The sequence below is a fragment of the Mesorhizobium sp. 2RAF45 genome (assembly GCF_052115225.1).
Lineage (GTDB): Bacteria > Pseudomonadota > Alphaproteobacteria > Rhizobiales > Rhizobiaceae > Mesorhizobium > Mesorhizobium jarvisii.
Map to the genome: position 1 here is coordinate 42,164 of NZ_JBFRGG010000018.1, position 22,723 is coordinate 64,886.

General features: G+C 61.8%; 21 protein-coding genes and 1 pseudogene. 7 read left to right on the top strand and 15 right to left on the bottom strand.

Annotated elements, in window-relative coordinates; all coding sequences use genetic code 11:
- Nucleotides 1-5: 5 nt before the first annotated feature.
- The 5 genes from AB4Z43_RS30085 to AB4Z43_RS30105 all read right to left on the bottom strand — a co-directional run bounded on the left by AB4Z43_RS30085 (nucleotide 6) and on the right by AB4Z43_RS30105 (nucleotide 5,635).
- Entirely contained in the window at nucleotides 6-989 is a 984-nt protein-coding gene (locus tag AB4Z43_RS30085) for a substrate-binding domain-containing protein (protein WP_019860184.1), read from the bottom strand.
- A gap of 22 nt (nucleotides 990-1,011) precedes the next feature.
- On the bottom strand, nucleotides 1,012-1,788 hold the full coding sequence (locus AB4Z43_RS30090; RefSeq protein ID WP_441940398.1) for an SDR family oxidoreductase: 777 nt from the start codon (nucleotides 1,786-1,788) through the stop codon (nucleotides 1,012-1,014).
- Nucleotides 1,789-1,793: 5 nt separating this feature from the next.
- Nucleotides 1,794-2,966: a galactonate dehydratase gene (gene dgoD, locus AB4Z43_RS30095; RefSeq protein WP_038644758.1), complete on the bottom strand. Its 1,173-nt coding sequence runs from the start codon at nucleotides 2,964-2,966 to the stop codon at nucleotides 1,794-1,796.
- A 555-nt stretch (nucleotides 2,967-3,521) separates the two neighbouring features.
- A complete protein-coding gene (locus AB4Z43_RS30100) occupies nucleotides 3,522-4,415 on the bottom strand; it encodes an NAD-dependent epimerase/dehydratase family protein (RefSeq protein WP_064986299.1) in 894 nt (297 codons plus the stop codon).
- A gap of 62 nt (nucleotides 4,416-4,477) precedes the next feature.
- Nucleotides 4,478-5,635: a mandelate racemase/muconate lactonizing enzyme family protein gene (locus AB4Z43_RS30105; RefSeq protein ID WP_064986301.1), complete on the bottom strand. Its 1,158-nt coding sequence runs from the start codon at nucleotides 5,633-5,635 to the stop codon at nucleotides 4,478-4,480.
- Between the two features lie 287 nt (nucleotides 5,636-5,922).
- On the opposite strand from AB4Z43_RS30105, the gene AB4Z43_RS30110 reads away from it, so the two are divergent.
- Nucleotides 5,923-6,909, top strand: a complete 987-nt coding sequence (locus AB4Z43_RS30110; protein WP_441940401.1) for an aldo/keto reductase — start codon at nucleotides 5,923-5,925, stop codon at nucleotides 6,907-6,909.
- Between the two features lie 87 nt (nucleotides 6,910-6,996).
- On the opposite strand, the gene AB4Z43_RS30115 is transcribed toward AB4Z43_RS30110, so the two are convergent.
- Entirely contained in the window at nucleotides 6,997-7,692 is a 696-nt protein-coding gene (locus tag AB4Z43_RS30115) for a FadR/GntR family transcriptional regulator (protein WP_210184877.1), read from the bottom strand.
- Between the two features lie 352 nt (nucleotides 7,693-8,044).
- Between AB4Z43_RS30115 and AB4Z43_RS30120 the strand changes: the two genes are divergently transcribed.
- From AB4Z43_RS30120 to AB4Z43_RS30140, 5 genes are all read left to right on the top strand, one after another.
- The gene (locus tag AB4Z43_RS30120; RefSeq protein ID WP_069091367.1) at nucleotides 8,045-9,325 is read left to right on the top strand and encodes an ABC transporter substrate-binding protein; all 1,281 of its coding nucleotides are present in this window, start codon (nucleotides 8,045-8,047) and stop codon (nucleotides 9,323-9,325) included.
- A 2-nt stretch (nucleotides 9,326-9,327) separates the two neighbouring features.
- A complete protein-coding gene (locus AB4Z43_RS30125) occupies nucleotides 9,328-10,251 on the top strand; it encodes a carbohydrate ABC transporter permease (RefSeq protein ID WP_051726728.1) in 924 nt (307 codons plus the stop codon).
- On the top strand, nucleotides 10,248-11,126 hold the full coding sequence (locus AB4Z43_RS30130; protein WP_441940404.1) for a carbohydrate ABC transporter permease: 879 nt from the start codon (nucleotides 10,248-10,250) through the stop codon (nucleotides 11,124-11,126). Before AB4Z43_RS30125 ends, AB4Z43_RS30130 begins: the two co-directional genes overlap by 4 nt.
- A 109-nt stretch (nucleotides 11,127-11,235) precedes the next feature.
- Complete coding sequence (locus AB4Z43_RS30135; RefSeq protein WP_027047205.1) at nucleotides 11,236-11,991, top strand: dimethylmenaquinone methyltransferase; 756 nt, start codon at nucleotides 11,236-11,238, stop codon at nucleotides 11,989-11,991.
- 25 nt (nucleotides 11,992-12,016) lie between these two features.
- Nucleotides 12,017-13,072, top strand: coding sequence for an ABC transporter ATP-binding protein (locus tag AB4Z43_RS30140; RefSeq protein ID WP_038644764.1), 1,056 nt, complete (start codon nucleotides 12,017-12,019; stop codon nucleotides 13,070-13,072).
- Between the two features lie 59 nt (nucleotides 13,073-13,131).
- On the opposite strand, the pseudogene ccoS reads toward AB4Z43_RS30140, so the two are convergent.
- From ccoS to ccoN, 8 genes and pseudogenes are all read right to left on the bottom strand, one after another.
- Nucleotides 13,132-13,272, bottom strand: a pseudogene (gene ccoS / locus AB4Z43_RS30145) (cbb3-type cytochrome oxidase assembly protein CcoS); the annotation flags it as partial.
- On the bottom strand, nucleotides 13,269-15,560 hold the full coding sequence (locus AB4Z43_RS30150; protein WP_441940406.1) for a cation-translocating P-type ATPase: 2,292 nt from the start codon (nucleotides 15,558-15,560) through the stop codon (nucleotides 13,269-13,271). The pseudogene ccoS and the gene AB4Z43_RS30150, both read right to left, overlap by 4 nt.
- A complete protein-coding gene (locus AB4Z43_RS30155; protein ID WP_064986310.1) occupies nucleotides 15,557-16,054 on the bottom strand; it encodes a FixH family protein in 498 nt (165 codons plus the stop codon). Before AB4Z43_RS30155 ends, AB4Z43_RS30150 begins: the two co-directional genes overlap by 4 nt.
- Nucleotides 16,051-17,610: a cytochrome c oxidase accessory protein CcoG gene (gene ccoG, locus AB4Z43_RS30160; protein WP_441940409.1), complete on the bottom strand. Its 1,560-nt coding sequence runs from the start codon at nucleotides 17,608-17,610 to the stop codon at nucleotides 16,051-16,053. The genes AB4Z43_RS30155 and ccoG overlap by 4 nt, the downstream gene beginning before the upstream one ends.
- Before the next feature lie 210 nt (nucleotides 17,611-17,820).
- Nucleotides 17,821-18,684 (bottom strand): cytochrome-c oxidase, cbb3-type subunit III, encoded by an 864-nt coding sequence (ccoP, locus tag AB4Z43_RS30165; protein ID WP_019860164.1) that lies wholly within the window; start codon nucleotides 18,682-18,684, stop codon nucleotides 17,821-17,823.
- A 2-nt stretch (nucleotides 18,685-18,686) separates the two neighbouring features.
- Complete coding sequence (locus tag AB4Z43_RS30170; protein ID WP_019860163.1) at nucleotides 18,687-18,836, bottom strand: CcoQ/FixQ family Cbb3-type cytochrome c oxidase assembly chaperone; 150 nt, start codon at nucleotides 18,834-18,836, stop codon at nucleotides 18,687-18,689.
- 11 nt (nucleotides 18,837-18,847) lie between these two features.
- Nucleotides 18,848-19,579 carry a cytochrome-c oxidase, cbb3-type subunit II gene (gene ccoO / locus AB4Z43_RS30175; RefSeq protein ID WP_441940412.1) on the bottom strand — a complete coding sequence of 244 codons (732 nt, stop codon included), beginning with the start codon at nucleotides 19,577-19,579 and terminating at the stop codon, nucleotides 18,848-18,850.
- Nucleotides 19,580-19,588: 9 nt separating this feature from the next.
- The gene (gene ccoN, locus AB4Z43_RS30180) at nucleotides 19,589-21,199 is read right to left on the bottom strand and encodes a cytochrome-c oxidase, cbb3-type subunit I (RefSeq protein WP_019860158.1); all 1,611 of its coding nucleotides are present in this window, start codon (nucleotides 21,197-21,199) and stop codon (nucleotides 19,589-19,591) included.
- Nucleotides 21,200-21,441: 242 nt separating this feature from the next.
- Here ccoN and AB4Z43_RS30185 point away from each other — a divergent pair, with 242 nt between their 5' ends.
- Entirely contained in the window at nucleotides 21,442-21,852 is a 411-nt protein-coding gene (locus AB4Z43_RS30185) for a hemerythrin domain-containing protein (RefSeq protein ID WP_441940446.1), read from the top strand.
- A gap of 2 nt (nucleotides 21,853-21,854) precedes the next feature.
- Here AB4Z43_RS30185 and AB4Z43_RS30190 read toward each other — a convergent pair whose 3' ends face one another.
- Nucleotides 21,855-22,583, bottom strand: a complete 729-nt coding sequence (locus AB4Z43_RS30190) for a Crp/Fnr family transcriptional regulator (RefSeq protein ID WP_027047203.1) — start codon at nucleotides 22,581-22,583, stop codon at nucleotides 21,855-21,857.
- Nucleotides 22,584-22,723 lie beyond the last annotated feature (140 nt).

Consider the following 22,723-nt stretch of genomic DNA (forward strand, 5'->3'; position numbering starts at 1 on the left):
CCGGCTCAGTGGCAGAGCTTGGCCTTGTAGTCCGATGCAAAATTGCCGGCGGTGATGTATTCCGGGTCGGTGAAGGACTGAACGGGCAGCTTCGTTCCGTCCTTGATCGAGGCCAGCAGGATCTTCACCGCCAGCGCGCCATGGTTTGCCGAGTTGAGCCACATCGTACCACGGAATGCCGAAGGCTTTCCTGATCCGAAGGCTTCGCAGGCGCGGCTGCCGTCAATGCCGATGCCCATGCCCTGGTCCGCGGCATAGCCGGCGTTTTCCAGCGCTCGCGCCGCGCCCAGCACGCCGTCATCGTTGCAGGAATAGAAGATCCAGTTGGTGACGCCGGGATTGGCCGTCAACGTGGTCGTCATGACGTCGATGGCGTTGACCATCGTGTTGTCATAGGGGACGCGAAGGATATTTGCCGGCTTGAAATCGGGCACCGCCTTCAGGAATGCTTCCTCGGCACCCTTGTTGCGCTGCATGCAAGTGTCGGCCTTGCGGTCCTCGATCGAGGCGATACGCACCTCCTTGCCGGCCCAGCCATCGGCCTTGTAGAGCTTGGCCAGTTCTTCGCCCACCCGCGCACCAATATTGTGGGCATTCATGCCGACATAGGGGACCTGGGTCCCGTCCTGATAGTAGATATCGTCATCGACCGCCACCAGGGGGATTTTCGCCGCCTTGGCCTTCTCGGCGATGACCGGCCCCAGCGCCTTGTCGGGAACGACGATGGCGATGCCCTTGACGCCGTCACCGACCATCGTGTCGAAGGTGGTGATCGTCAGATTGGAGTCGAACTGGACGTCTTGCGAAACGAAGGTGGCGCCGGCCGCCTCGGCCGCTTTCTTGGCGCCGCCGACTTCGGCGACGAACCATGGATGCTCGCCCATCTTGTTGATGTAGCCGATCTTGATGTCGTCGGCGCTTGCTGCGCCAGCCATCAGTCCGGCAGCCAGTATCGCCAATGTTGCCAGAGCCTTTGTCGTCGTTTTCATGTGGATCCTCCCTGCTTGGTTGTCAGTCGTGGTACAGAACCGAGCGTCCACCATCGATGGTGATCGTCTCGGCATTGATGAACGGCGCTTCGTCCGAAGCGAGAAAAACCGCCGTCATTGCAACTTCGTCCGGCCTGCCAATGCGCTTGGGCGGATGAAGGTCGTAGGCCCGCCGCTTCTCCTCGGCCGGGTCGGGAAACGTGTTCCAATAGGCTTGCGCGATCGGCGTCTCGATGTAGCCGGGGGCGATCGCATTCACGCGGATGCCGCGCGCCGCATATTCGATGGCGAGCGAGCGGGTCAGGCCGACAAGCGCATGCTTGGCGACCGGATAGGGAAATGTGTGGGGAATGATCTTGAAGGCGTGGCAGCTGGCTATGTTGACGATCGACCCCGAACCGTTTGCCAGCATCGTCGGCAACACCGCTTTGGCACAGAACCACGCGGCCTCAAGATCGAGCCTGAGACAGCGGTCCCATTCCTCGTCCGGCATCTGCAAAGGTTCGTGGAAGACATTGGCGCCGGCATTGTTGACGAGAACATCGACACCGCCATAGGCCGCGATCGTCTTCGCCACCATGTCGGCCACTGCCGCGGTGTCGGTGACATCGGTTTCGACGAAAATGGCGTCGGCGCCCTTGGCACGCAATTCGTCGGCGACCGCCTTGCCGGTTGTCGCATTGAGCTCGGCAATCACGGTCTTTGCTCCCTGCATCGCAAAGGCCCGGGCGGTGGCGGCGCCGATGCCCTGGCCGGCGCCGGTGATGATTGCGATCTTTTCCTGAAGCCTGCCTGTCATGGCGCTCACCAGTCAACCACGGTGCCGTCGGGCATGACGGCGTTGCGGGCATGCAGCACTTCCTGCTTGAAGGGATGGCGCGCAATGACTTCTTCATTCACGGTGACGCCAAGGCCCGGCAGATCGGGCACGTCCCAGCGGCCGGGTTTGCGATCGATCGGCCAGGTGACGACATCGTCGTACCAGGCAACCGCGCCCGACATCTCCTCCTGGATGATAACGTTCGGCGTCGATATGCCGAAGTGAAGCGCTGCGACGCCGGCGATCGGGCCGAGCGGGTTGTGCGGCGCAAGGCCGATGCCGGCGGTTTCGGCCAGAGCCGCGATCTTCTTGGTCTCGAGCAGGCCGCCAGTATGGCAGATATCGGGCTGGGCGATGTGGAAGGCGCGCGCCGCAATCGAATGGGTGAATTCGCGGCGCCCGATCAGCCGCTCGCCGGATGCGATGGGGATCGCCGATCGCGCGGTGATATGCGCCAGGCCGGCGACATCTTCCGGCGGTACCGGCTCTTCGGCGAACATGATGCGGGCCGGTTCGATCGACTTGAGATAGTCCATCGCCGCGTTGACGGAGGCCGGGCGTCCGTGAAAGTCGACCATGATGTCGATGTCGGGACCGACGGCCTCGCGCAGCGCGCCAACCATGTTGGCAACGGAGTCGACCGCCTTCGCCGGCGAGACATAGTGGGTGTAGGGAATGCAGACGACCTTGACCGCATCGTAGCCGGCCTGCGTGACGATGCGTCCGCGCTCGACGATCGTGTCCGCCGACCCGCTCTCATAGACCGCCTTCATGTCGCCGAGGCCGAGATGCGTATAGGTGCGCAGATAATCGCGGACCTGGCCGCCGAGAAGCCGCCAGACCGGGACGCCCAGCGACTTGCCCAGAATGTCCCAGAGCGCGATCTCGATGCCGCTGACGGCCGACATTCCCTCGACGCCGAGACGCCAGAAACCGTGGCGCGTCAGGATCTGGTAGCACTGCTCCACATTACGCGGATCCTGCCCGATGAGCAGTGCCTCAAGATCCTGAAGCGCGCCAACGACGGCACGCGTCTTCCATTCCAGCGTTGCCTCGCCCCAGCCAAACAGGCCGGGCTCATCGGTTTCGACCCGAACGAAAACCCAATTGCGCATTTCCGCATTGCAGACGAGCGCCTTGATGGCCGTAATTTTCATAGATGCTCCCAGATGCGCCGTCTTTTTAAAAGTTATTATGTATGATTTATTATGGATCATATGAGCAAGTCAAGCGCGGCGTCGGCTGCACCGGCTTCGCGTCGTATTCGGCTGCCGTGCTGGCGGCTGACTACCGTTGGATGGATCCAGAATGGTCAGGGTCCGTCATCGCTTTTCACCAGCGAATGACCGCAGCGGGCGCGAAGCCCTCATCGGGTCTGAGCCCGCGATGGCTTCATAGGGTCAGGTCACGTCGATGAAACGCGGGGAGGTTGATCAGAAAAAACCGGTCCCGCCCGTCAGTTCTCTGCGCGGCGATATCTCCGACGCCATGCCATCATGAACGTCTCGGCATCGCCAGCTGCGTTGCGGAATGCCTGGGTCGATTCCGTGATCCTGCCGCTCATCAGAGCCGGACAGGACATTGCTCGCAGGCGAAGGCTTCTACGCCAAATTAAATCTGCGCATCTCGCGATGATTCCCCAAGCTCCTCACAAGATTTGGGTCGAACGTGGATGCGCGCGCGACATCGCCGTTCCAATCGCGCAGGCACTGTCATGAATTCGCCGGGCTTCGCCAATCATGTACTTGCCTGAACCCTAGGACCTCGCGCACTTTTCGATTTGAGATTGGCCCCTCGAACACATCCATGGAGCGCGTAATTGGCGTGTCGGGGGCATGTTTCTTGAGAAACTCCGCCGTTGGCGTGTCCGCAACGATGTTGTCGTTGACGGCGTTGAAGATCTGGAATCCCAAACCGTCCTTCTCGATGCACAGATCCACGATCTGGCCGAGATCGCGCGCATCCATATAGGTCCAGCCGTCTCTCCGCCGTTTTGGCGCGTCGGCCAGGAATTCCGGGAAGCGTGCATAGTCCTGCGGTTCAACGACACCGCCGATCCTGAGTGCATAGATGTCGGCTCCGCTACGGGAGGCGAAAGAGCGTGCAATCTTCTCGCCCAACACTTTGGAAAGACCATAGCTGTCGGTCGGATCGACGTCGTAATCCTCATCCACCGGAAACGACGTGAAATCGCGTTCGCCCTCGGCAAAGCACACGCCATAGACCGTTTCGCTGGAAGCGGTGACGATCTTGCGGATGCCGAGCTTGGTGGCGGCCTCGATCACATTGTAGGTCGACTGCACATTGGCGGCGAACATGGCGTTGTCCGGTCGCAGGAATATCCGCGGGATCGCCGCGAAGTGGACCACTGCGTCGACCGGGCCGCGGCCCTTTCCGCCGAAATACTCTTTGAACCCAAAATGCAGCGTCAGCGCATTGTAGGTTTCGCCGGCGTCGGCAAGGTTGGTGATGACGGTGTCGACGCCCGGCACATCGAGCGGCGTCAAGTCGAGGTTCAGGACCTGATGCCCGCGTTTCAGCAAATAGGGTATGACATGCCGGCCGATCTTGCCGCTGCCGCCGGTGAAGACGATCCGCTTGCCCATGGTTTCCTCCCAAGGATTTATTTGATCGTGCGGCGGATCCCGTCAGCCAAGCCGGTCATCCGCTATTCGAAGACGCCGAAGCCGGGGACGGCGTGTTTGCGGACACCGTCCATGTCGAGCTCGACGCCGATGCCCGGCAAGTCGGGCACCACGATGTGGCCGTCTTCGACGATCGACCTGGCGCCGTTCGGCAGGCGGATATAACTGTCCCACGCTTCCCGCTCCTCGAGCGCGTGCCATTCCAGCACCAGGAAATTCGGAACGCTGGCGCAAACATGGCATGTCGCCATCGTGCCCAGCGGCGTCGACACCAGATGCGGCGCGAACGGCACGTAGTACATCTCGGCGAGATTCGCGATCTTGCGGCTTTCAGCCAAGCCGCCGCATTTCGGCACGTCGGGCATGATGACGTCGGCGCCGTAATTCTGGAGCAGTTCCCGAAAGCCCCAGCGCAGATAGAGATTTTCGCCAACGCAGATCGGCGTCTTGGTCCGCATGCGGATCTGCTTCAGGGCCTCGACATTTTCCGCCGGGATCGGCTCTTCCAGCCACAGAAGATTGAAGCGTTCCATCTCGGCCGCTATGCGGCTGGCGCTGAGCACGTCATAGCGTGCGTGCAGATCGATGCACAGATCGATGTCAGGGCCGACCGCATCGCGCACCGCCGCGACGCGCTCGATCATGGAGCGCAGCTCCGCGCCATTGATGGTGTGGTTCACCGCGTCGAACTTCGCCGGGTGGTGCAGATTGTCGATGTCGAATTTCAGCGCGGTGAAGCCTTCCGCCACCATGCGGCGCGCGCGCGCCGCGCATCCCTGCGGCGATCCCGATTCATCATCGCCGTCGCCGCAATCGGCATAGAGCCTTATGCGGTCGCGGAACTTGCCGCCGAACATGCGGTAGAGCGGCTGGCCGGCGGCTTTCGCCGCCACGTCCCACAAAGCCATTTCTAGCCCGGTCAGGGCGATGAGGAAGATGCCGGCCTGGGCGCCGGAAAAAACATGATCGCGGCGAATCTTGTCCCAACAATATTCGACATTGCGCGGATCCTGGCCGATGAGTTCCGACTTCAACTCCGAGATCAGCCCGACGATTGCGGCCGCACCTGCGTCGGGATTGGCTTCGCCATAGCCGGAGATGCCGGCGTCCGTATCGATACGGATCAAGGTCGCCTTGCCGTGGTACGCGACCACCGCCGTCTTGATGTCCACGATCTTCATCGAATCCTCCCCGTGATGCCGCCGCGCTTACAGACGCAGATTTCTATCTAAGCCAAACTTGTCTAATAAGCATACAAGATGAAGCGACAAGACGTAAACCCCCTTTGAGGGATTTTGCGTGAATGGCCCATCAACCATTTAATACCATTGAGTTATTTGAGAAACTCGTGGCTCCCGATCAGGAATCACAAATCGCAACAACCTACTTGTTAGACGAGTATATAAGCGTATAAATTAGGTTTCAGCAGGGCGATAGCCCACGCATGCCGTCAATCAGGAGGAACAGGATGCAACAGCGACAGCTCGGATCGTCGCCGGTCAAGGTATCGGAGATCGGCCTTGGGACTTGGGGTATGTCCGGCGCGTTTTGGGGCGCGGCCGACGATGAGGAATCGATCCGGGTGATCAGACGCGCCCTGGAGCTCGGCATCACGCTGATCGATACGGCCGAAGCCTATGGACATGGCCATGCCGAGGAGGTCGTCGGCAAGGCGCTGGCCGGCCGCCGGGGCCATGCTGTTATCGCGACCAAAGTCGCGCCCAACCATCTCGAACCCGCCGCGATTGAGGCGGCACTCGACGGTTCGTTGAAGCGCATGCAGACGGACTATGTCGACGTCTATTTCGTCCACTGGCCGAACTCGGATTTTCCGATCGGCCCGACCATGGAGATGATGGAGCGGCTGCGCTCGTCAGGGCGCATCAGGGCGGTCGGCGTTTCGAATTTCAGCACCGCCGACATGGACAGTGCGCGCCAGCATGGCGTGATCGATGTTCTCCAGCCGCCCTACAACATGCTGTGGCGCGAGGTCGAGGCTGAGACGCTGCCCTATTGCCGCAAGCACAATATCGGCGTGATGCCTTATAGCGGTCTCGCCCAGGGACTGCTTACCGGCCTGTTGTCGGCGGATACCAAATTCGTCGAGGGCGATGAGCGTCGTACCACCGTTCTTTTCCAGCCGGGCACCTACGAGCGCGCGGTGAACGCCGTCGACGCCCTCAAGCCGATCGCGGCGCGCTATGGCAGGACGGTTCCGCAGCTTGCGATCCAGTGGCTGACCAGCAGGCCGGGCGTCAGCTCGCCGCTGGTCGGCGCGCGCACCGTCAAGGAGCTGGAGGAAAATGTCGAGAGCGCCGGCTGGACGATTTCCGACGCGGACATAGCCGCCATCGACAGGATTACCGCGCCGGTGTGGGCGGAAATCAAGGACAGGGGCGACATGTTCGGTTTCCGTGCACGCCAGCGCCAGGAACAGCAAGCGAAGAGAGCTTAGTTCACTTTTCCGGATTGCTCCAAATCAAGCCGTGTCCTCCCGACACGCTGCGGTGCGGCCAGCGCCAATGCTGGCTGCGCCGCTCCTTCATCGAGGCAAGCCGACCGCGGTGGTTTTCTTGAGGTGCCGGCGCATTGCTTCTTCCGCTCGCTTTTCATCGCGCGCCACGAGCGCCTCGTAGATTGCCCGGTGCATTTCGGTTGCCGAGGGCAGCGCATGCGGCATCTGATTGCTGATGCGCCTGCTCGCCATCTGCCACCACCGGGACGAATACATGAAACGGTCGAGGATCCTGTTCTGGGCCGCCCGGCAAATCTCCATGTGGAAATCCAGGTCCAGTTTCAGATAGGCGTCCGGATTGTCCTCGCTGGCCGACATCGCCGCCAGCAAGGTGCCAAGACGCTCAAGGTTTTCCTTGGTCATATGCTTGGCCGCGATCGCGGCGATGGCCGGTTCGATGATTATCCGCGTCGCATGCGCTTCGGCCAAAATCTCGCGGCTCTGCTCGGGCGGCAGCCAGTCGATGAGCAATGGACTGAGATAGTCCCACTCTTCGGCCGGACGCACCACCACGCGTCGTCCTTGCGCGATCTCGATCATGTCGAGAGAGGCCAGGATCTTCAGCGCCTCCCGCGCGACCGCGCGCGAAACCCCGAACTCCTGAAGGATCTGCTGTTCCGACGGTCCCTGGCCACCGGTGATGCCGCTGCTGGCGATTCGACGCGCGAGCACGCCGGCCACCTGCTTGGGCAAAGTTTGAAGCTTGACCTCCATGGCATCCATCATTAACATCCACTTGTCTGATAAGCTTATAGGCTGATAGCTAGATATGCAGTCAACTTATCTCATGGATGCTCACTAGCCCATAACTCGGTCTGCGGGAAGGGAGGATCGAACGGTGGAGGTCCCCGACAGTTCCATTCCTGGCTTTCCGTCGTCCGAGATCAGGATCGTTACGCTTTCGCGTTGGGACAAACGTGCCTAGTCGCCCGGCGGGCGCGCAAGCGTCGTCCGGGACATAATCCAGGCAGTATCGCTGCGGGAGGAGCAAGCCGCCGCGGACTTGCCAGAAAGGTTGAAAGTTATCGGCCGACCCCTGGATGGGCCGACCAATCAAACCAAGGAGGAGATTGTGATGTCCGCAAACCTATCGAGACGCAAATTCCTGGCCGCAAGTGCGGCAGTGACGGCCGGCTCGCTCGCCGCGCCGTGGATTGCCAGGGCAGACGCGAACGAGATCACCGCACTGCTGATAACCGGCGGCCCGCTCTATCCCAAATACTGGGAAAAGATCGTTCAGGATTTCACCGCCAAGACCGGCGTAAAGGTTCGCTACGACCTGTTGGAATTTACCCCGCTGACGGCGAAGGTGGTCACGCTGAGCGCGGCGCGATCAAGCCAATACGACGTCTACAGCACCCACACGGCGCAGATCGATTCCTACTTCAACCATTTCGCTCCGCTGAACAGCTATTTCAGCGATTCCGAACTGGCGGAATTCTATCCGGTTGCGGTCAAGTACCTGCGCGATCCCAAGACAGGTAATCTGGCGGCCATTCCGCGCAACATGGATTCGCGCGTCCAGTACTACCGCAGCGACATCTACCAGGAGAAAGGCCTGAAGCCGGCCGAGACCTGGGAGGAACTCGTCGATGTCGGGCTGAAACTGACCGGCAATGGCCATTATGGGCTGGTCGTGCCGGGGCAGGGCGACCCCGCGCAACGCACCTTCAGCGATCTGCTCTGGCAAGCCGGCGGCGATTGGGTGGACCAGGCCAACAAACCGGCTTTCAATTCCGAAGCCGGCATCAAGGCCCTGACCTTCTATCGCGATCTCATCCAGAAGCACAAAATCGTGCCGCCCGACGCGGTCGGCTATCAGTGGAACGAAAATTCGACCGAATTCTCCTCGGGCACGGTCTATGCCAATTTCGATTGGCCGGGCGCCTTCGCGACCCTGTCCAATCCGGAGACCTCGCGCGTCGTCGGCAAATGGTCGACAGCACCTTATGTCAGGGACAAGGCGGCGATCTCATGCGCCATCTCCCATGCCATGGCGCTCAACGGGCAATCCGGACGCAAGGACGCCGCTGTCGAATTCATCAAATATACGGTCGGTCCGGAAGCGCAGCGGCTGCAGTTCGATCAGTTCACCAACTTCCCCAGCAGCCAGGCGATCGCCAAGGAAGTGATATCAGCGGCTAAGGGGCCTCAGGCCGTGTGGCTGCAGCAACTCGAGACGACGATAGCCAACGGCAAGGAATGGCCGAAGCTCGCCGGCTTCTCGAAAGTCTGCACGCTGATGTTCTCGGCCATCGAACAGGCCCTGACCGACCAGGCCTCTCCCGCCGACTCGCTCAACCAGGCGGCGACCGAGGCCGAGGAGATCATGCGCCGGGCCGGAGCTTACGATTGACGATGCCGCCCGTCGCGCAGCATCAGGTGCCGGGGCGTCGGCGACGTTCGCCGCTGCCCTACACCTGGCAGAGAGGATACCTTCTGGCCAGCCCGGCGCTCCTCGTCATGCTGGCCATCCTGATCTACCCGCTTGGATACTCGTTCATCATGAGTTTCTTCCGCTGGGATCTCAGCGGCTCGGCGCCTTTCATCGGGATGGGAAACTACACAGACGAACTCTTTGGCCGCCAGTTCAACCAGGCGCTGCGAAATCAGGCCATATTCAGCATCATTTCCATCACGATCGAGGTGGTGGCTGGAATGGCGATCGCCGTGCTCGTCAACGGCAAATTGCGCGGCATGCGGCTCGCCCGCACGTTGCTTTTGGTGCCGCCGATGATCGCGCCCGCCGTGGTGGGCCTGAATTTCCGCTGGCTGTTCAACACCCAGTACGGCCTGGTCGACGCGCTGTTGCGCATGTTCAATCTGCCCGACATTCCATGGCTCAACGACCCCACCTGGGCTCTTGTCTCGGTGATTGTCGCCGATGTCTGGCAGAACACGCCGCTGATGGTGCTGCTGTTCCTCGCCGGCCTGCAGTCCTTGCCGCAGGAGCCGCTCGAAGCCGCTACGGTGGACGGCGCCACGCCATGGCAGCGCTTCTGGCACATCGTGCTGCCGCTGATGCGCCCGGTCATCATGATAGCGCTGATGCTGCGCATCATCGACACGTTCCGGACCTTCGACGTCGTGTGGCTGATGACGCAGGGCGGGCCGGGTGGCGCCACCAACCTGCTCACCGTTTACTCCTACCTGCTGGCGTTTCAGGCGGTGGATTTCGGGCACGCGGCGGCGGTCTCCTACATCGCGCTCGGGATGTCGCTGTTCGTACTCGGGCTCCTCTACGGAGTGCCGTGGCTGATTGCGAAACGGAGAGCGATATGAGCGAAGCCGCCATCGTCACCGCACGCGCCAGGCCAAAGCGCCGCCGACGCCGGTTCACGGCAGGGACCGCTGGTCAATACCTGGCGCTGGCCTTGACCGTCGCCTTCACCGTCTTTCCGCTTGTGTGGCTGTTCCTGACCTCGATCCGCAGTTCGGCCGACATCTTCTCCGTCCCGGTACACATTATCCCCGAGACCGCGACCCTGACACAATACGTGGCGGTTTTCGCCGAGTACGACACGATGGGTTATGTCTGGAACACCGTCATCGTCTCGATCGCGACGGTCATCCTGGTCCATCTGCTGGCCATTCCTTGCGCCTATGCGCTGTCGCGCTTCAGGATGCCTGGCGCCATGCTGATTTTCGGGCTGCTTTTGATCATGCGCATGATCCCGGTCATCGCGCTTGCCATACCGCTCTTTGCCGTATTTGCCGCCTTGGGCATGCTCGACACCATCTGGGCGCTGATCCTGAGCCATACGGCGGCCAAACTGCCTGTCGCCATCTGGCTGCTCCTGGGCTTCATCCAGGATGTGCCGAAGGAGATCGAGGAGGCAGCCCAGTCGGACGGCGCCGGCACGGTGCGCACTTTGGTCCAGATCGTGGCGCCGCTGATTGCACCTGGCATCGGCGCCAGCGCGGTCATCACCTTCCTCTTCACCTGGAACGACCTGCTGCTCGCCTTGACGCTGACCTCGAGCAAGGCCGCGCAGACGCTGCCGGTCGGGCTCACCAACTTCGTCTCGCAGTACGGCATCGACTGGGGCGCCATGTCGGCTGCCGGCGTCCTCATGGTCATCCCGACCCTTGTGTTCGTCTGGTTTGCCCAGGGCCTGCTGGTCAAGGGCCTCACAACCGGCGCGGTTCGCGGCTGAACGGCGGACATGCGCCACAAGGAACTCGATGGCTTCGACCACGGGTTGGATACGCAACTGAATGACGATCGATGAGGTTGTCACCTCACCGTGCAATGGAGGAAACGGCATGGCAGCTGACCAGATACCGGCGATATCAGACATTTCCCGACCGCCGAGAGAATTGGTCGACGCGCTTGCGGCGATCGGCTCGGCGACACTGGCCAGCGAGCTTTACCATAAGATGGGCATTCGCGACCCGCAAATACGAGGCCCGCATCCTCTGAGACCTGGCCGCACGGCGGCGGGACCTGCTCTCACGCTCCAGTGCATGCCGAAGCGCGAGGATCTCTACAACGAGACCGAGTATGAGGAGCCGGAGCGGCAGTTGCACCGTCACGTGCTTTACCCCACGCAACCGGGCGACATGGTGGTGGTCGATGCACGCGGCGACCTCGGCAGCGGCATCTTCGGTGAGATGATGCTGACCTATTTCGCCGGGCGCGGCGGGGCCGGCGTGGTGGTCGATGGCTGCATCCGCGATTCGGCCCAGGCGGCGGCATTGGATATCGGCATCTGGGTGAGGGACGTCACGCCGAATTTCCACGCCCAGACCAACATCGTCCCCTTTGCCGTCAACGTTCCCATCGCCTGCTCTAACGTGCTTGTCATCCCTGGCGACATCATTGTCGCCGACGATGACGGCGTGGTCGTCGTGCCTATCGCCCTTGCGGCAAAATTGGTTGAACTCGCCGGCGCGCATATCGAGTGGGAAGAGTTTTCGCGCTCGCGCCTGGCGCAAGGAGGAGACCTGCGGAAATACTACCCGCTGAGTCCCGAGGGCGAGGCCGAATACCGCGCATGGCGGCATGCTCAACAGAAATGAGTGGTGCCGGACGGGAGGAAACCAGATGTCTGCAATCGAAATAGAACAGCTCGGCAAGAGCTTCGGCGCCGTGGAAGTTCTGCGCGACGTGAACATCGAAATCGCGAGCGGCGAGTTTGTGGTGCTGGTCGGTCCGTCGGGCTGCGGCAAGTCCACGCTGCTGCGCATGATAGCCGGGCTGGAAGAGCAGACGACAGGCGAGATCCGCATCGGCGGACGCGTCGTCGACGAAATGCCCGCCAAGTCGCGCGACATAGCGATGGTCTTCCAGAGTTACGCGCTCTATCCGCATATGAGCGTGGCCGACAATATGAGCTTCGCGCTTCGGCTGGCCAAGGTTCCCAGGCAAGAGATCGTCTCGAGGGTGAAGGCGGCGGCCGAAATCCTTGGTCTGCAGGATTTGCTTGGCCGCATGCCGCGGCAATTGTCCGGCGGCCAGCGCCAGCGCGTCGCCATGGGCCGCGCCATCGTGCGCGACCCCTCCGCCTTTCTGTTCGACGAGCCGCTCAGCAATCTCGACGCCAAGCTGCGCGTGAAGATGCGGGCCGAGATCAAGAAGCTTCACCAGCGGCTCGGCCGCACCAGCATCTACGTGACCCACGACCAGACCGAGGCGATGACGCTCGCCGACCGCATCGTGGTGCTGAACAAAGGCCGCATCGAACAGATCGGAACGCCCTCCGAACTCTACGAGAACCCGGCCAATCTGTTCGTTGCGAGCTTCATAGGATCTCCGGAAATGAACCTGGTCAGGGGCCGCGTCGAGAGTGGCGCATTCATCGCCGAACAAGGCCTGCGCCTGCCACTGCCGAAGGAGGCAGGGATAGGGAACAGGCAAGGCGTGGTTTACGGGATTCGCCCCCAGCACATCGCTGTCGGTGGCAGTCACGCAAAGGCGAGGGTCCAAGTGGTCGAGCCAACCGGGGAAGCCCAGGAAATCACCCTAACTGCTGATGGCGTCGACCTGATGGCCGAAATCCGGGAACAGCCACCATTCAAACCTGATCAAGAGGTGAACCTGGAGATCTTGGTGCACAAGGTGCATCTGTTCGACACCCAGAGCGGCACCAGGATAAACTAGGGGGCGCTTGTTCTCTCGACACGGTCCACCTTCGCCAAGGCGATGCGCCCGCTCGGCGGCTCATCCCCATCGATGAGAATGCGCTCCGCCGCTCCATCAAGATCCTCATACTGGCCGCTTCTCAGGGCCCACAGAAAGCCGCTCAGTCCAAGCGCCCCGAGGAAGAGCGCCACGGGGATGAGATAGACGAGCGTCGTCATGGGTGTTGGACCGACAGGCCGGGGCGTTCGCGGCGGTTGCGCGAAGTGTTTTCAGGCGATGAGCTTTTCGCGAAACCTTGCAGCCGCATGGCGTTTCCGATCACCAGCAGCGACGAGGCGGACATCGCAATCGCCGCGATGAGCGGCGTCACGTGCCCCGATATGGCGATCGGTACGGCGAACGCGTTGTAGACAATGGCAATGGCGATGTTCTGCCGAATGAGCCGGCCTGCCTTTCGCGAGATATCCAACGCCAAGGGCACCGCCAGTAGGCTTTCGCGCAGGAAGACGAAATCGGCGGCATTGCGACCGACATCGGCCGCGGTGGCCGGGGCCATCGAGACATGCGCCGCGCCGAGCGCCGGCGTATCGTTGAGTCCGTCGCCCACCATTAGGACCTTGTGGCCTTCCCTCGACAGCGCCTCGATCCACTCGACCTTGCCGGACGGGAGCAGGGCCGGAACGAAGTCCTCGATCCCCAAGGTCTTGGCGACGTCGCGACAGGCGTTGGCGGTGTCGCCGGACAACATCTGGACCGACATTCCGGCATCCTGCAGTTGCCCGACCGCGGCCTTGGCGTCGGCGCGCGCGGCGTCTTCGAAGGCAAAGGTGGCAACGATCATCCCGTTCTTCGAAAGCACCGTCCCGCCATAGCCGCCATATTTGCCTTCGCCGCCGGTCCGCGCCTTCCATCCAGCCCATCCGCGCCGGCCGAGGCGCCAGGTGTTGCCTTCGGTGACGGCTTCCATTCCGAAGCCGGGGTGCTCGCTGACGGACTGGAGACCGGGTTGACTGGAAGAGCCCGCGAAACCGGCTATGGCCTTCGAGAATGGATGGCGCGAATGCGAGGCCATGTCGGCCGCGATCGCCAGCATGGCCGGGTCGATGGATGGCCCATTGATCAGCCTTGGCCGTCCGAGCGTGAGGGTCCCGGTCTTGTCGAACAGCACCGTATCGATCGCCGCCAGTCGTTCCATGGCCGAACCGTCCTTGACCATGACGCCGGCCTCGAAAAGACGTCGCGCCGCGACGACCTGCACGATCGGCACGGCCAGGCCGAGCGCGCATGGGCAAGTGATGATGAGAACGGCAATCGCGATCGTCATTGCCAGATGCCAGTCGCCCGAAGCGACCATCCATCCAAGGAACGTCAGCAAGGCAGCGAGATGGACAACCGGAGCGTAGAGCGCCGAGACCCGGTCGGCGATCCTGCGATACTGCGAGCGGCCGCCCTCCGCGGCTTCCATGAGCCGGACCATTTCGGCCAGGAAAGAATCCTTCGCCGCGGCCGTCGCCTGCATGGTCAGCGGGCCGGTGAGATTGAGCGTGCCTGCCTGAACCTGGGCTCCCGCTCCCACGGTCCGGGGCGTGCTTTCCCCGGATACCAGTGAACAATCGATATCCGAAATACCGCTGAGGATATTGCCGTCGACCGGAATTCGCTCGCCGGCGGCGATGTGCAGCGCCATGCCCGGTTCGATCTCGCCGACCGGCAGGTAATCGCGCACGCCATCACCGCGCAGCACGACGGCGCCGCGCGCCGCGAGCCGCGACAGGCCATTCACTGCGGTGCGCGCGCGTTCGCGCATGACGTGGTCAAGCGTGCGGCCGATCAGGAGGAAGAACAGCAGCGAAACGGAAGCGTCAAAATAGGCGTGGTCGCCATGGTTGACGGTTTCGTAGAGGCTCATGGCGTAGGCAAGTGACACGCCGACCGCAATCGGGACGTCCATGTTCATGCGCCCGTGGCGCAATGCATTCCAGGCCGAGCGGAAATAGATGCCGCCGGCAAAGGCCAATGCCGGGATGGCGATCAGCGCCGAGACCCAGTGGAACAGGTCGCGGGTCGCGCCTTCCGCGCCGGACCAGACCGAGACCGACAGCAGCATGATGTTGCCGGCGGCAAAACCCGCGACCGCGACCGCCCGGATCAGCTCCGAAAGCGTCTTGTCCTTGTTGCCGGTCTCCGGATCGAAGAGATGCGCTTGGTAGCCCAGCCGCCCGAGCGTTGCGAAAAATGGCGGAGCCTCGTCGCCATGCCACTGGACCGATACCCGTTTGGTCGACAGGTTGACGCGAGCGCTCTCGACGTGATCGAGCTTTCCCAGTGCCGTCTCGATCGTCTGGATGCAGGCCGCGCAGTGGACCGTGGGTACCGAAAGATCGGTCTGGCAAAGGTTGTCGCCGATCGATCGGCTTGCCAGCCTGATCTCCTGGCTGGACGGCAGAACCGATGTGGCGCCCGCCAGATCCAGCGTCATTTCAGCGCCAGGTGCACAACAGCTCATTTCATCGCCCCATGGGAAATCATGATCCTGCGGACGTCACGATAGGCTTTGTCCAGACCGGCATCGGCGTCGACTTCGACGATCCAGACACCATCCTTCGGCGTATGCTGCGCGGCGAAGTCCTGACCCGAGGCGAGGGTGAGCGTGATGGCCTTATCCTCCTTCTCATAGGCGGGATGGCGAAAGAGCACCTTGACGCCATGCAAGGCAACCGGCTTACCTCCGGCATCGGTAAGGCTGTAGCGAACCTCGCCCGCTGCGATGGCCAGTTTGCCGGTCCAGCCGAGGGCCGCCTGCGCGCGCCCCTCCTCGGCTTTCTTGTTGAATTGCTGGCTCGCCACATAGGTGTTCTCGACCACCAGGCCGGTCCAACTCGTGCTGGCGAGCGTCGCCATGGTCAGATTGACCGCGATGACCACGCCGAAGAAGGCAAGGACGATGGCCAGCATGTGCCTGCCGGTGAATTCGCGGGACTTTTGCGCCTTGGCGGTCATCTGGCGATCTCCGGTGCGTTGAAGGTGGCGGTGTATTCGTCCGACTCGAAGCTCGCCTTGTCCTCGACCCGGAACTTGAAGGTCTGTGCCGTGCCCTGGATCTGGCCTGCCGGCTGACGTACGAAAACCTTCAGCATCTTCAGCCGGTCGGGTTCGACCGAGATGGGAACGGAGCGGCCTGCCGGCTGATCGATGCCGACCACGCTCATCTCTGCTCCTTCCAGGCCCTGAAGGGTGACGACGATCGTCCTGGGCTCGGGGATCATGTTGAGCAGCTTGACGGTGTAGCCATTGCGGATGGAACCGTCGGAAAGAGTGACGAACTGCGGATTGCGGTCGTGCAGCACGTTCACTTCGAGCCGGTCGCGCGTCAGCAGCGAATACAGCAGCCCAAGGCCGATCAGCGACCACAGGCCCATGTAGACGTAGGTGCGCGGCCGAAAGATCTTGCGAATGTGGAAATGGGCCACCTTGTCGGAGAACAGGCCGTCAGCGGTTCGGACCAGCGACGGATTGACTGAACCCGAGCCCCCGGCGGTCGCCAGCATCATGTTGGCGTTGTAGTCGGAGAGCGTCGCGTAGGAGATCAACCCATGCTCCCTGCCGAGCTTGTCCATGACGCCGTCGCAAGCGTCGATGCAGAGCGCGCAGGTGATGCATTCGAGTTGCTGGCCGTCGCGGATGTCGATCCCCATCGGGCAAACCGCGACGCAGGCATTGCAGTCGACGCAGTCGCCGACAGGCTGCCCCGCGGCGATCACCTTCTTGGCGTGGCGCGAGCGCGGCTCCCCGCGCCAGTCATTGTAGGTGACGGTGAGGGAGTTCTCGTCGAGCATGGCCGCCTGGATGCGCGGCCACGGGCACATATAGGTGCAGACCTGCTCGCGCATCAGCCCGCCGAACGTATAGGTCGTCGCCGTCAGTACGGCGATGGTGATGTAGGCGACGGGAGCCGCCGTGCCGGTGAAGATTTCGCCGGCCAGCGTTGGCGCATCGGCGAAATAGAAGATCCAGGCGCCGCCGGTGGCCGCGCCTATGACCAGCCAGATGGCGTGTTTCGAGACCCGCAGCACGAGCTTGCGGGCGGTCCAGGGGCCGGCATCGAGCTTCATGCGAGCGTTGCGGTCGCCCTCGATGGCGCGCTCGACGACCAGAAATAGATCGACCCAAACGGTCTGCGGGCACGTATAGCCGCACCAGGCGCGCCCGACCGTCGAGGTGATCAGGAAGAGGCCGACGCCGGCCATGACCAGGAGGCCGGCCACATAGTAGAATTCCTGCGGCCATATTTCGATGAAGAAGAAGTAGAAGCGCCGGTTGGCGACATCGAGCAGCACGGCCTGGTCCGGGGCGAACGGACCGCGATCCCATCGCAACCACGGCGTCAGGTAGTAAATGCCGAGCGTGATCGCCATCACGAGCCATTTGAACTGGCGAAAGCTGCCCGATGCACGCTTGGGGAAAACCTTGTTGCGCGCAGCATACAATGGCTGGCGCACTTTGGCGGAGTTGACCGCCTCTGCTTCGAGCCGTTCTACCTGCGTATTGTCCAGCACCGGTCTCTCCCGTCATGCAGCTTGTGATTTCGCCAGGCGGTCGCCCTATCGATGCGTGGCAGCGCGAAATGCAGCGTCGACCGGACTTTGCCTCCGGTTGGATCGCGCCGCGTTGATGCAGGTCAATCCCGGGACTAGAATACAGACGAGGCCCGGCAGGGCCGGGCCTCGTCGCCTGGACGGAGAGGGCAGGAGAATAGGCCCCCGTCGCTATTCTCCGCCGCCAAGCGAATGTACGTAGACTGCGAGCTCCTTGACCTTGGTCTCGCCGAGACGGTCAATCCAGGCTGGCATCACGCCGTGTTTCGGCGCGCGCACCTGGGCGGCGATGGCTGCCTCGCCGGACCCGTAGAGCCAGATGGCATCGGTCAGATCGGGGGCGCCGAACTCCCTGTTGCCTTTCGCGTTGGCGCCATGACAGGCCACGCAGTTTTCCGCGAAGACCTTGGCGCCGGGCTCGATCAGACTTGCGTCCTGGACCTTGCCGGAGAGGCTCGCCACGTAGGCGCTGACCTGTGTGATTTGCTCGGGCGTGATGATGTCGCCAAAGCCCGGCATCTCGGAGATGCGCGTGTCCGGGTCGGACGCGAAGCGGATGCCGTGCGTGATCGTCTGCTGGATCTGGTCGGCCTTGCCGCCCCAGAGCCAGTCGTCGTCATTCAGGTTGGGAAAGCCCTTGGACCCCTGTGCGCCCGAGCCATGACACTGAACGCAATTGACCTTGAATGTGGCTCCGCCGGCCGCGACCGCGAATTCACGGAGGGCATCGTCGGCGGCAATCTCGGACACGGTCTTCGATTGAATTGCCGCGACATACTTGCCCTTCGCAAGTTCGGCCGCCGCCAGCTCGTTCTTGACGTCATTTCGGCTCGAATAGCCAAGCAGCCCACTCGTCGCGGAGGACAGCATCGGCCATGCCGGATAGGCGATGGTGTAGCCGATAGCCCAGGCGATGGTGATGTAGAAGGTTATCACCCACCACCTGGGAAGAGGGTTGTTGAGTTCCCTGATGCCATCCCATTCATGGCCGGTCGTCGAGATGCCCGACACGTCGTCGATATGCTCTGTGCTCATGATCAGTCGTCCTTGAGGGGAATGCGGGCGGCTTCATCGGCCTGGCTGCGGCCGCCTGGTCGAAGTGCGAAGGCAATGCATCCGACAAAAAAGAGCGCCATCGCCAGCAAGCCCCAACTGTCAGCGAATTCCCGCATCAGATTGTAGTCCATGGTCGTCCTCCTCAGCGGTAACCGGCGGCTTCGTCGTAGTGTTTGAAATCGACCAGCGTGCCGAGCATCTGCAGATAGGCGACAAGCGCGTCCATCTCGGTGACCTGCCGCGGATTGCCGTCGAGATCGCCGACCTTCGCTTTCGGATAGCGGGCCAAGAGGCCGGATGTGTCGGCGTTGGGATCGGCCTGCGCCGTCAAATCGGCGTTGGCGTTCGCGATCATGTCGTCGGAGTAGGGGACGCCAACGCGCCTGTTCGCAACCAGATGCGTCGAGAAGTCCTTCACCTCGATCGGCTTGTCTTTGAGAAAGGCATAGCCCGGCATGATCGATTCCGGCACCACCGATCGGGGATCGGACAGATGCTGCACATGCCACGTGTTCGAGTAGCGGTCGCCGACCCGGGCCAGATCCGGCCCGGTTCGCTTTGATCCCCATTGGAACGGGTGATCGTACATCGACTCGGCCGCCAGGCTGTAATGACCATAGCGCTCGACCTCGTCCCGGAATGGCCTGATCATCTGGCTGTGGCAGAGGTAGCAGCCCTCACGCACATAGATATTGCGGCCGGCGAGTTCGAGCGGCGAGTAAGGCCGCATGCCTTCGACCTTCTCGATCGTATTGTCGAGATAGAAGAGCGGGGCGATCTCGACGATGCCGCCGACCGTCACCACCAGAAGGGAACCAACGAGAAGAAGCGTGGCGTTCTTCTCGATGATCGCGTGTCTGTCCATCAAGCCCATTTCTGGCTCCTATTGTGCAGGCTGGAGAGCGGGAACGGAGCCCGGCAACGGTTGCTCCTGGCGCTGGTGGCCGAGGATCGTCATGGTGATGTTCCAGGCCATGATCAGGGCGCCGGACAGGTACATGGCTCCGCCGATGGCGCGCATGACGTAATAGGGATGCATGGCGGCGACGGTTTCGGCGAAGGAGTAGACCAGGAAACCCTGCTCGTCGTATTCGCGCCACATCAGGCCCTGCATGATGCCGGAAACCCACATGACCGCGGCGTAGACGACGATGCCGAGTGTCGCCAGCCAGAAGTGCCAGGTCACGAGGCGCAGCGAGTAGAGGCGTTCACGGTTCCACAGCTTCGGCACCATGTAATAGATCGCGCCGAACGAGATCATGCCGACCCAGCCGAGTGCGCCGGAATGAACGTGGCCGATGGTCCAGTCGGTGTAGTGGCTGAGCGAGTTGACCGACTTGATCGACATCATCGGGCCTTCGAAGGTCGACATGCCGTAGAAGGCGATGGCGATCACCATCATGCGGATGATCGGATCGGTGCGGATCTTGTCCCAAGCACCGGACAGTGTCATCAGGCCGTTGATCATTCCGCCCCATGACGGCATCCAGAGCATGATCGAGAACACCATGCCGAGCGTCTGCGCCCAATCGGGCAGGGCGGTATAGTGGAGATGGTGAGGGCCAGCCCAGATATAGAGGAAGATCAGCGCCCAGAAGTGGATGATCGAAAGGCGATAGGAGTAGACCGGCCGGTTGGCCTGTTTGGGCACGAAGTAATACATCATGCCGAGGAAGCCGGCCGTCAGGAAGAAGCCGACCGCATTGTGGCCATACCACCATTGCGTCAGCGCATCCTGGACACCGGAAAATGCGGAATAACTCTTCGAGCCCAGGAAGGAGGCCGGCATCGACAGGTTGTTGACCACATGCAGCATCGCGATGGTCACGATGAACGACAGGTAGAACCAGTTGGCGACGTAGATATGCGGTTCCTTGCGCTTCAGGATCGTGCCGAGGAACAGGAGGAGATAGGCGACCCAGACGATGGTCAGCCAGATGTCGACATACCATTCAGGCTCGGCGTATTCGCGGGATTCGGTAATGCCGAGCAGATAGCCGGTGGCCGCCATGACGATGAAAAGCTGGTAGCCCCAGAACACGAACCAGGCGAGATTGCCGCCGAAAAGCCGGGCGCGGCAGGTGCGCTGCACCACATACATTGACGTGCAAAGCAGAGCGTTGCCGCCGAAGGCAAAAACGACGCCGGATGTGTGCAGCGGCCGCAAGCGCCCAAAATTGAACCAGGGCTGGATGTTGAGATCCGGGTAGGCAAGCTGCAGCGCGATGACCACGCCGACGAGCATGCCGACCACGCCCCAGAACATGGTGGCGATGGCGCCGTAGCGGATCGGCCCATCCATATAGGCGGACGGATCGATCCGCGCTGCCGGCGCGAAACTGGTCTTGCGCAGAAGAATAGCGATAAAGCCCAGCAGCACGATGAACAGCACCCACATATGCTGGCGGAAAGGCTCATCCACGCCAAAGCCGGCGGCCACCAGGGCCGCGAATGCAAACAGGCTTAGAGCCACAGTTTCAGTGCCGAATTTCATGACATGTCCCCGACCTCGGATTCCGTGCGCGGAAAACAATCCGCATCAGCACCAATTCCTCAGCCGGGTTGCCGGCGCCTTGATCCATGTCAAAGCCCACCGCGTTATCATTGGGCAGCGTAAGCCTTGTGAAAGACCGGAGGCTGACATTGAATTCGGAGAAAGTGCGAGGATCGTCGCTGTTTGAAAACTACCGGGACATCTCCACGCTGGCCGGGCGGGAGGCCGTCCCGACCGCTGTGATGCGGCGTGCGCATGACGAGAAACTCCGCCTTTGCGATGCTTTGGAAAAAATCGCGGACGCTCTGCCGGGTGTTGATCGGATGACATGCCTCAGCACAGCCAACTCGATCGTGCCGCTTCTGCGCAGTATCCATCAGTACGAAGAGGCGATCATTTTTCCGGCTTACGAGGAGGCGGTGGTCGGCAGCGAGGCGAACCTTGCCTCGACCCGACGATTGCGGGCCGAGCATGTGGAAGACGAATGCTTTGCCGGTGAGGTGACTGAAATCCTGCTGGCCATCGGACATGGCGAGACAGTCGAGAATCCCGAAGCCATCGGGTTCATGTTGCGCGGCCTGTTCGAGAACTTGCGCCGGCACATCGCGTTTGAACGCGAGCACGTGCTGCCGATGATCGGGATCGCTGATTGAGGTCAGGCGCCAGAGCGGCCGGCCAAGCGGGTAAGGCTGGTCACCGTTACATGTCGATTGTTCTCGGTCCGGATTAGCCCATCTGTCCGCAGCCGGGTCAACTGGCGGCTCACCGTCTCGATCGTCAGGCCGAGGAAATCGGCGATGTCGGCGCGTGTGAGCGGCAGCTCGAAGCTCGTCGCGTTGGTGGCCGGATCGAGCGTGGGATCGATGTTTCTGGCAATCATCAGCAGGAAGCTCGCCACTTTTTCGGCGGCCGTCTTGCGTCCCAGCGTCACCATCCAGTCGCGTGCTTCGTCAAGCTCGTTCAATGTCTGCTTGAGCAGGCGATGCTCGAGCTCTGGCGATTCCCTCATCATTCTCTCGATGGACGCTCTTGGAAACGAGCACAGGGAGACGGCCGTTGCCGCTTCGGCGTTGATAGCGCTTTCCACCTTGAATGGCCGCCCCAGAAAATCGGGAGCAAACTGAAGCCCGACAATCTGTTGGCGACCGTCCGAAAGGCTTTTCGTCAGCTTCACCACGCCGGAAAGCACGTTGGAATAGCTGTCGACGGTCTCGGCGTCGCCAATCAGTTCCACGCCCGGTTCAATGGTGTGCTTTGACGAAATCTTGGCGAGCCCGACCAATTGATCGGCGTCGAGCGCACCGCAGACGCCGCGATGCCGCGCCTCGCATGATTGGCAAAGCACGGGAATGCCGGCGCTATGAACATCTTGACGCACTGTCATCACGATCGTCCCATGGCCCTGGGTATCGGCAAGATAAGTGTCGGCCATTGAAAAAGCCTTGTGACAGTTTGTCCGGTGCAAAGGCTTTGACCGAAATCAAGGCATTGGCGCGCGATTGCGGCCATTGCCTGACCTTGCAA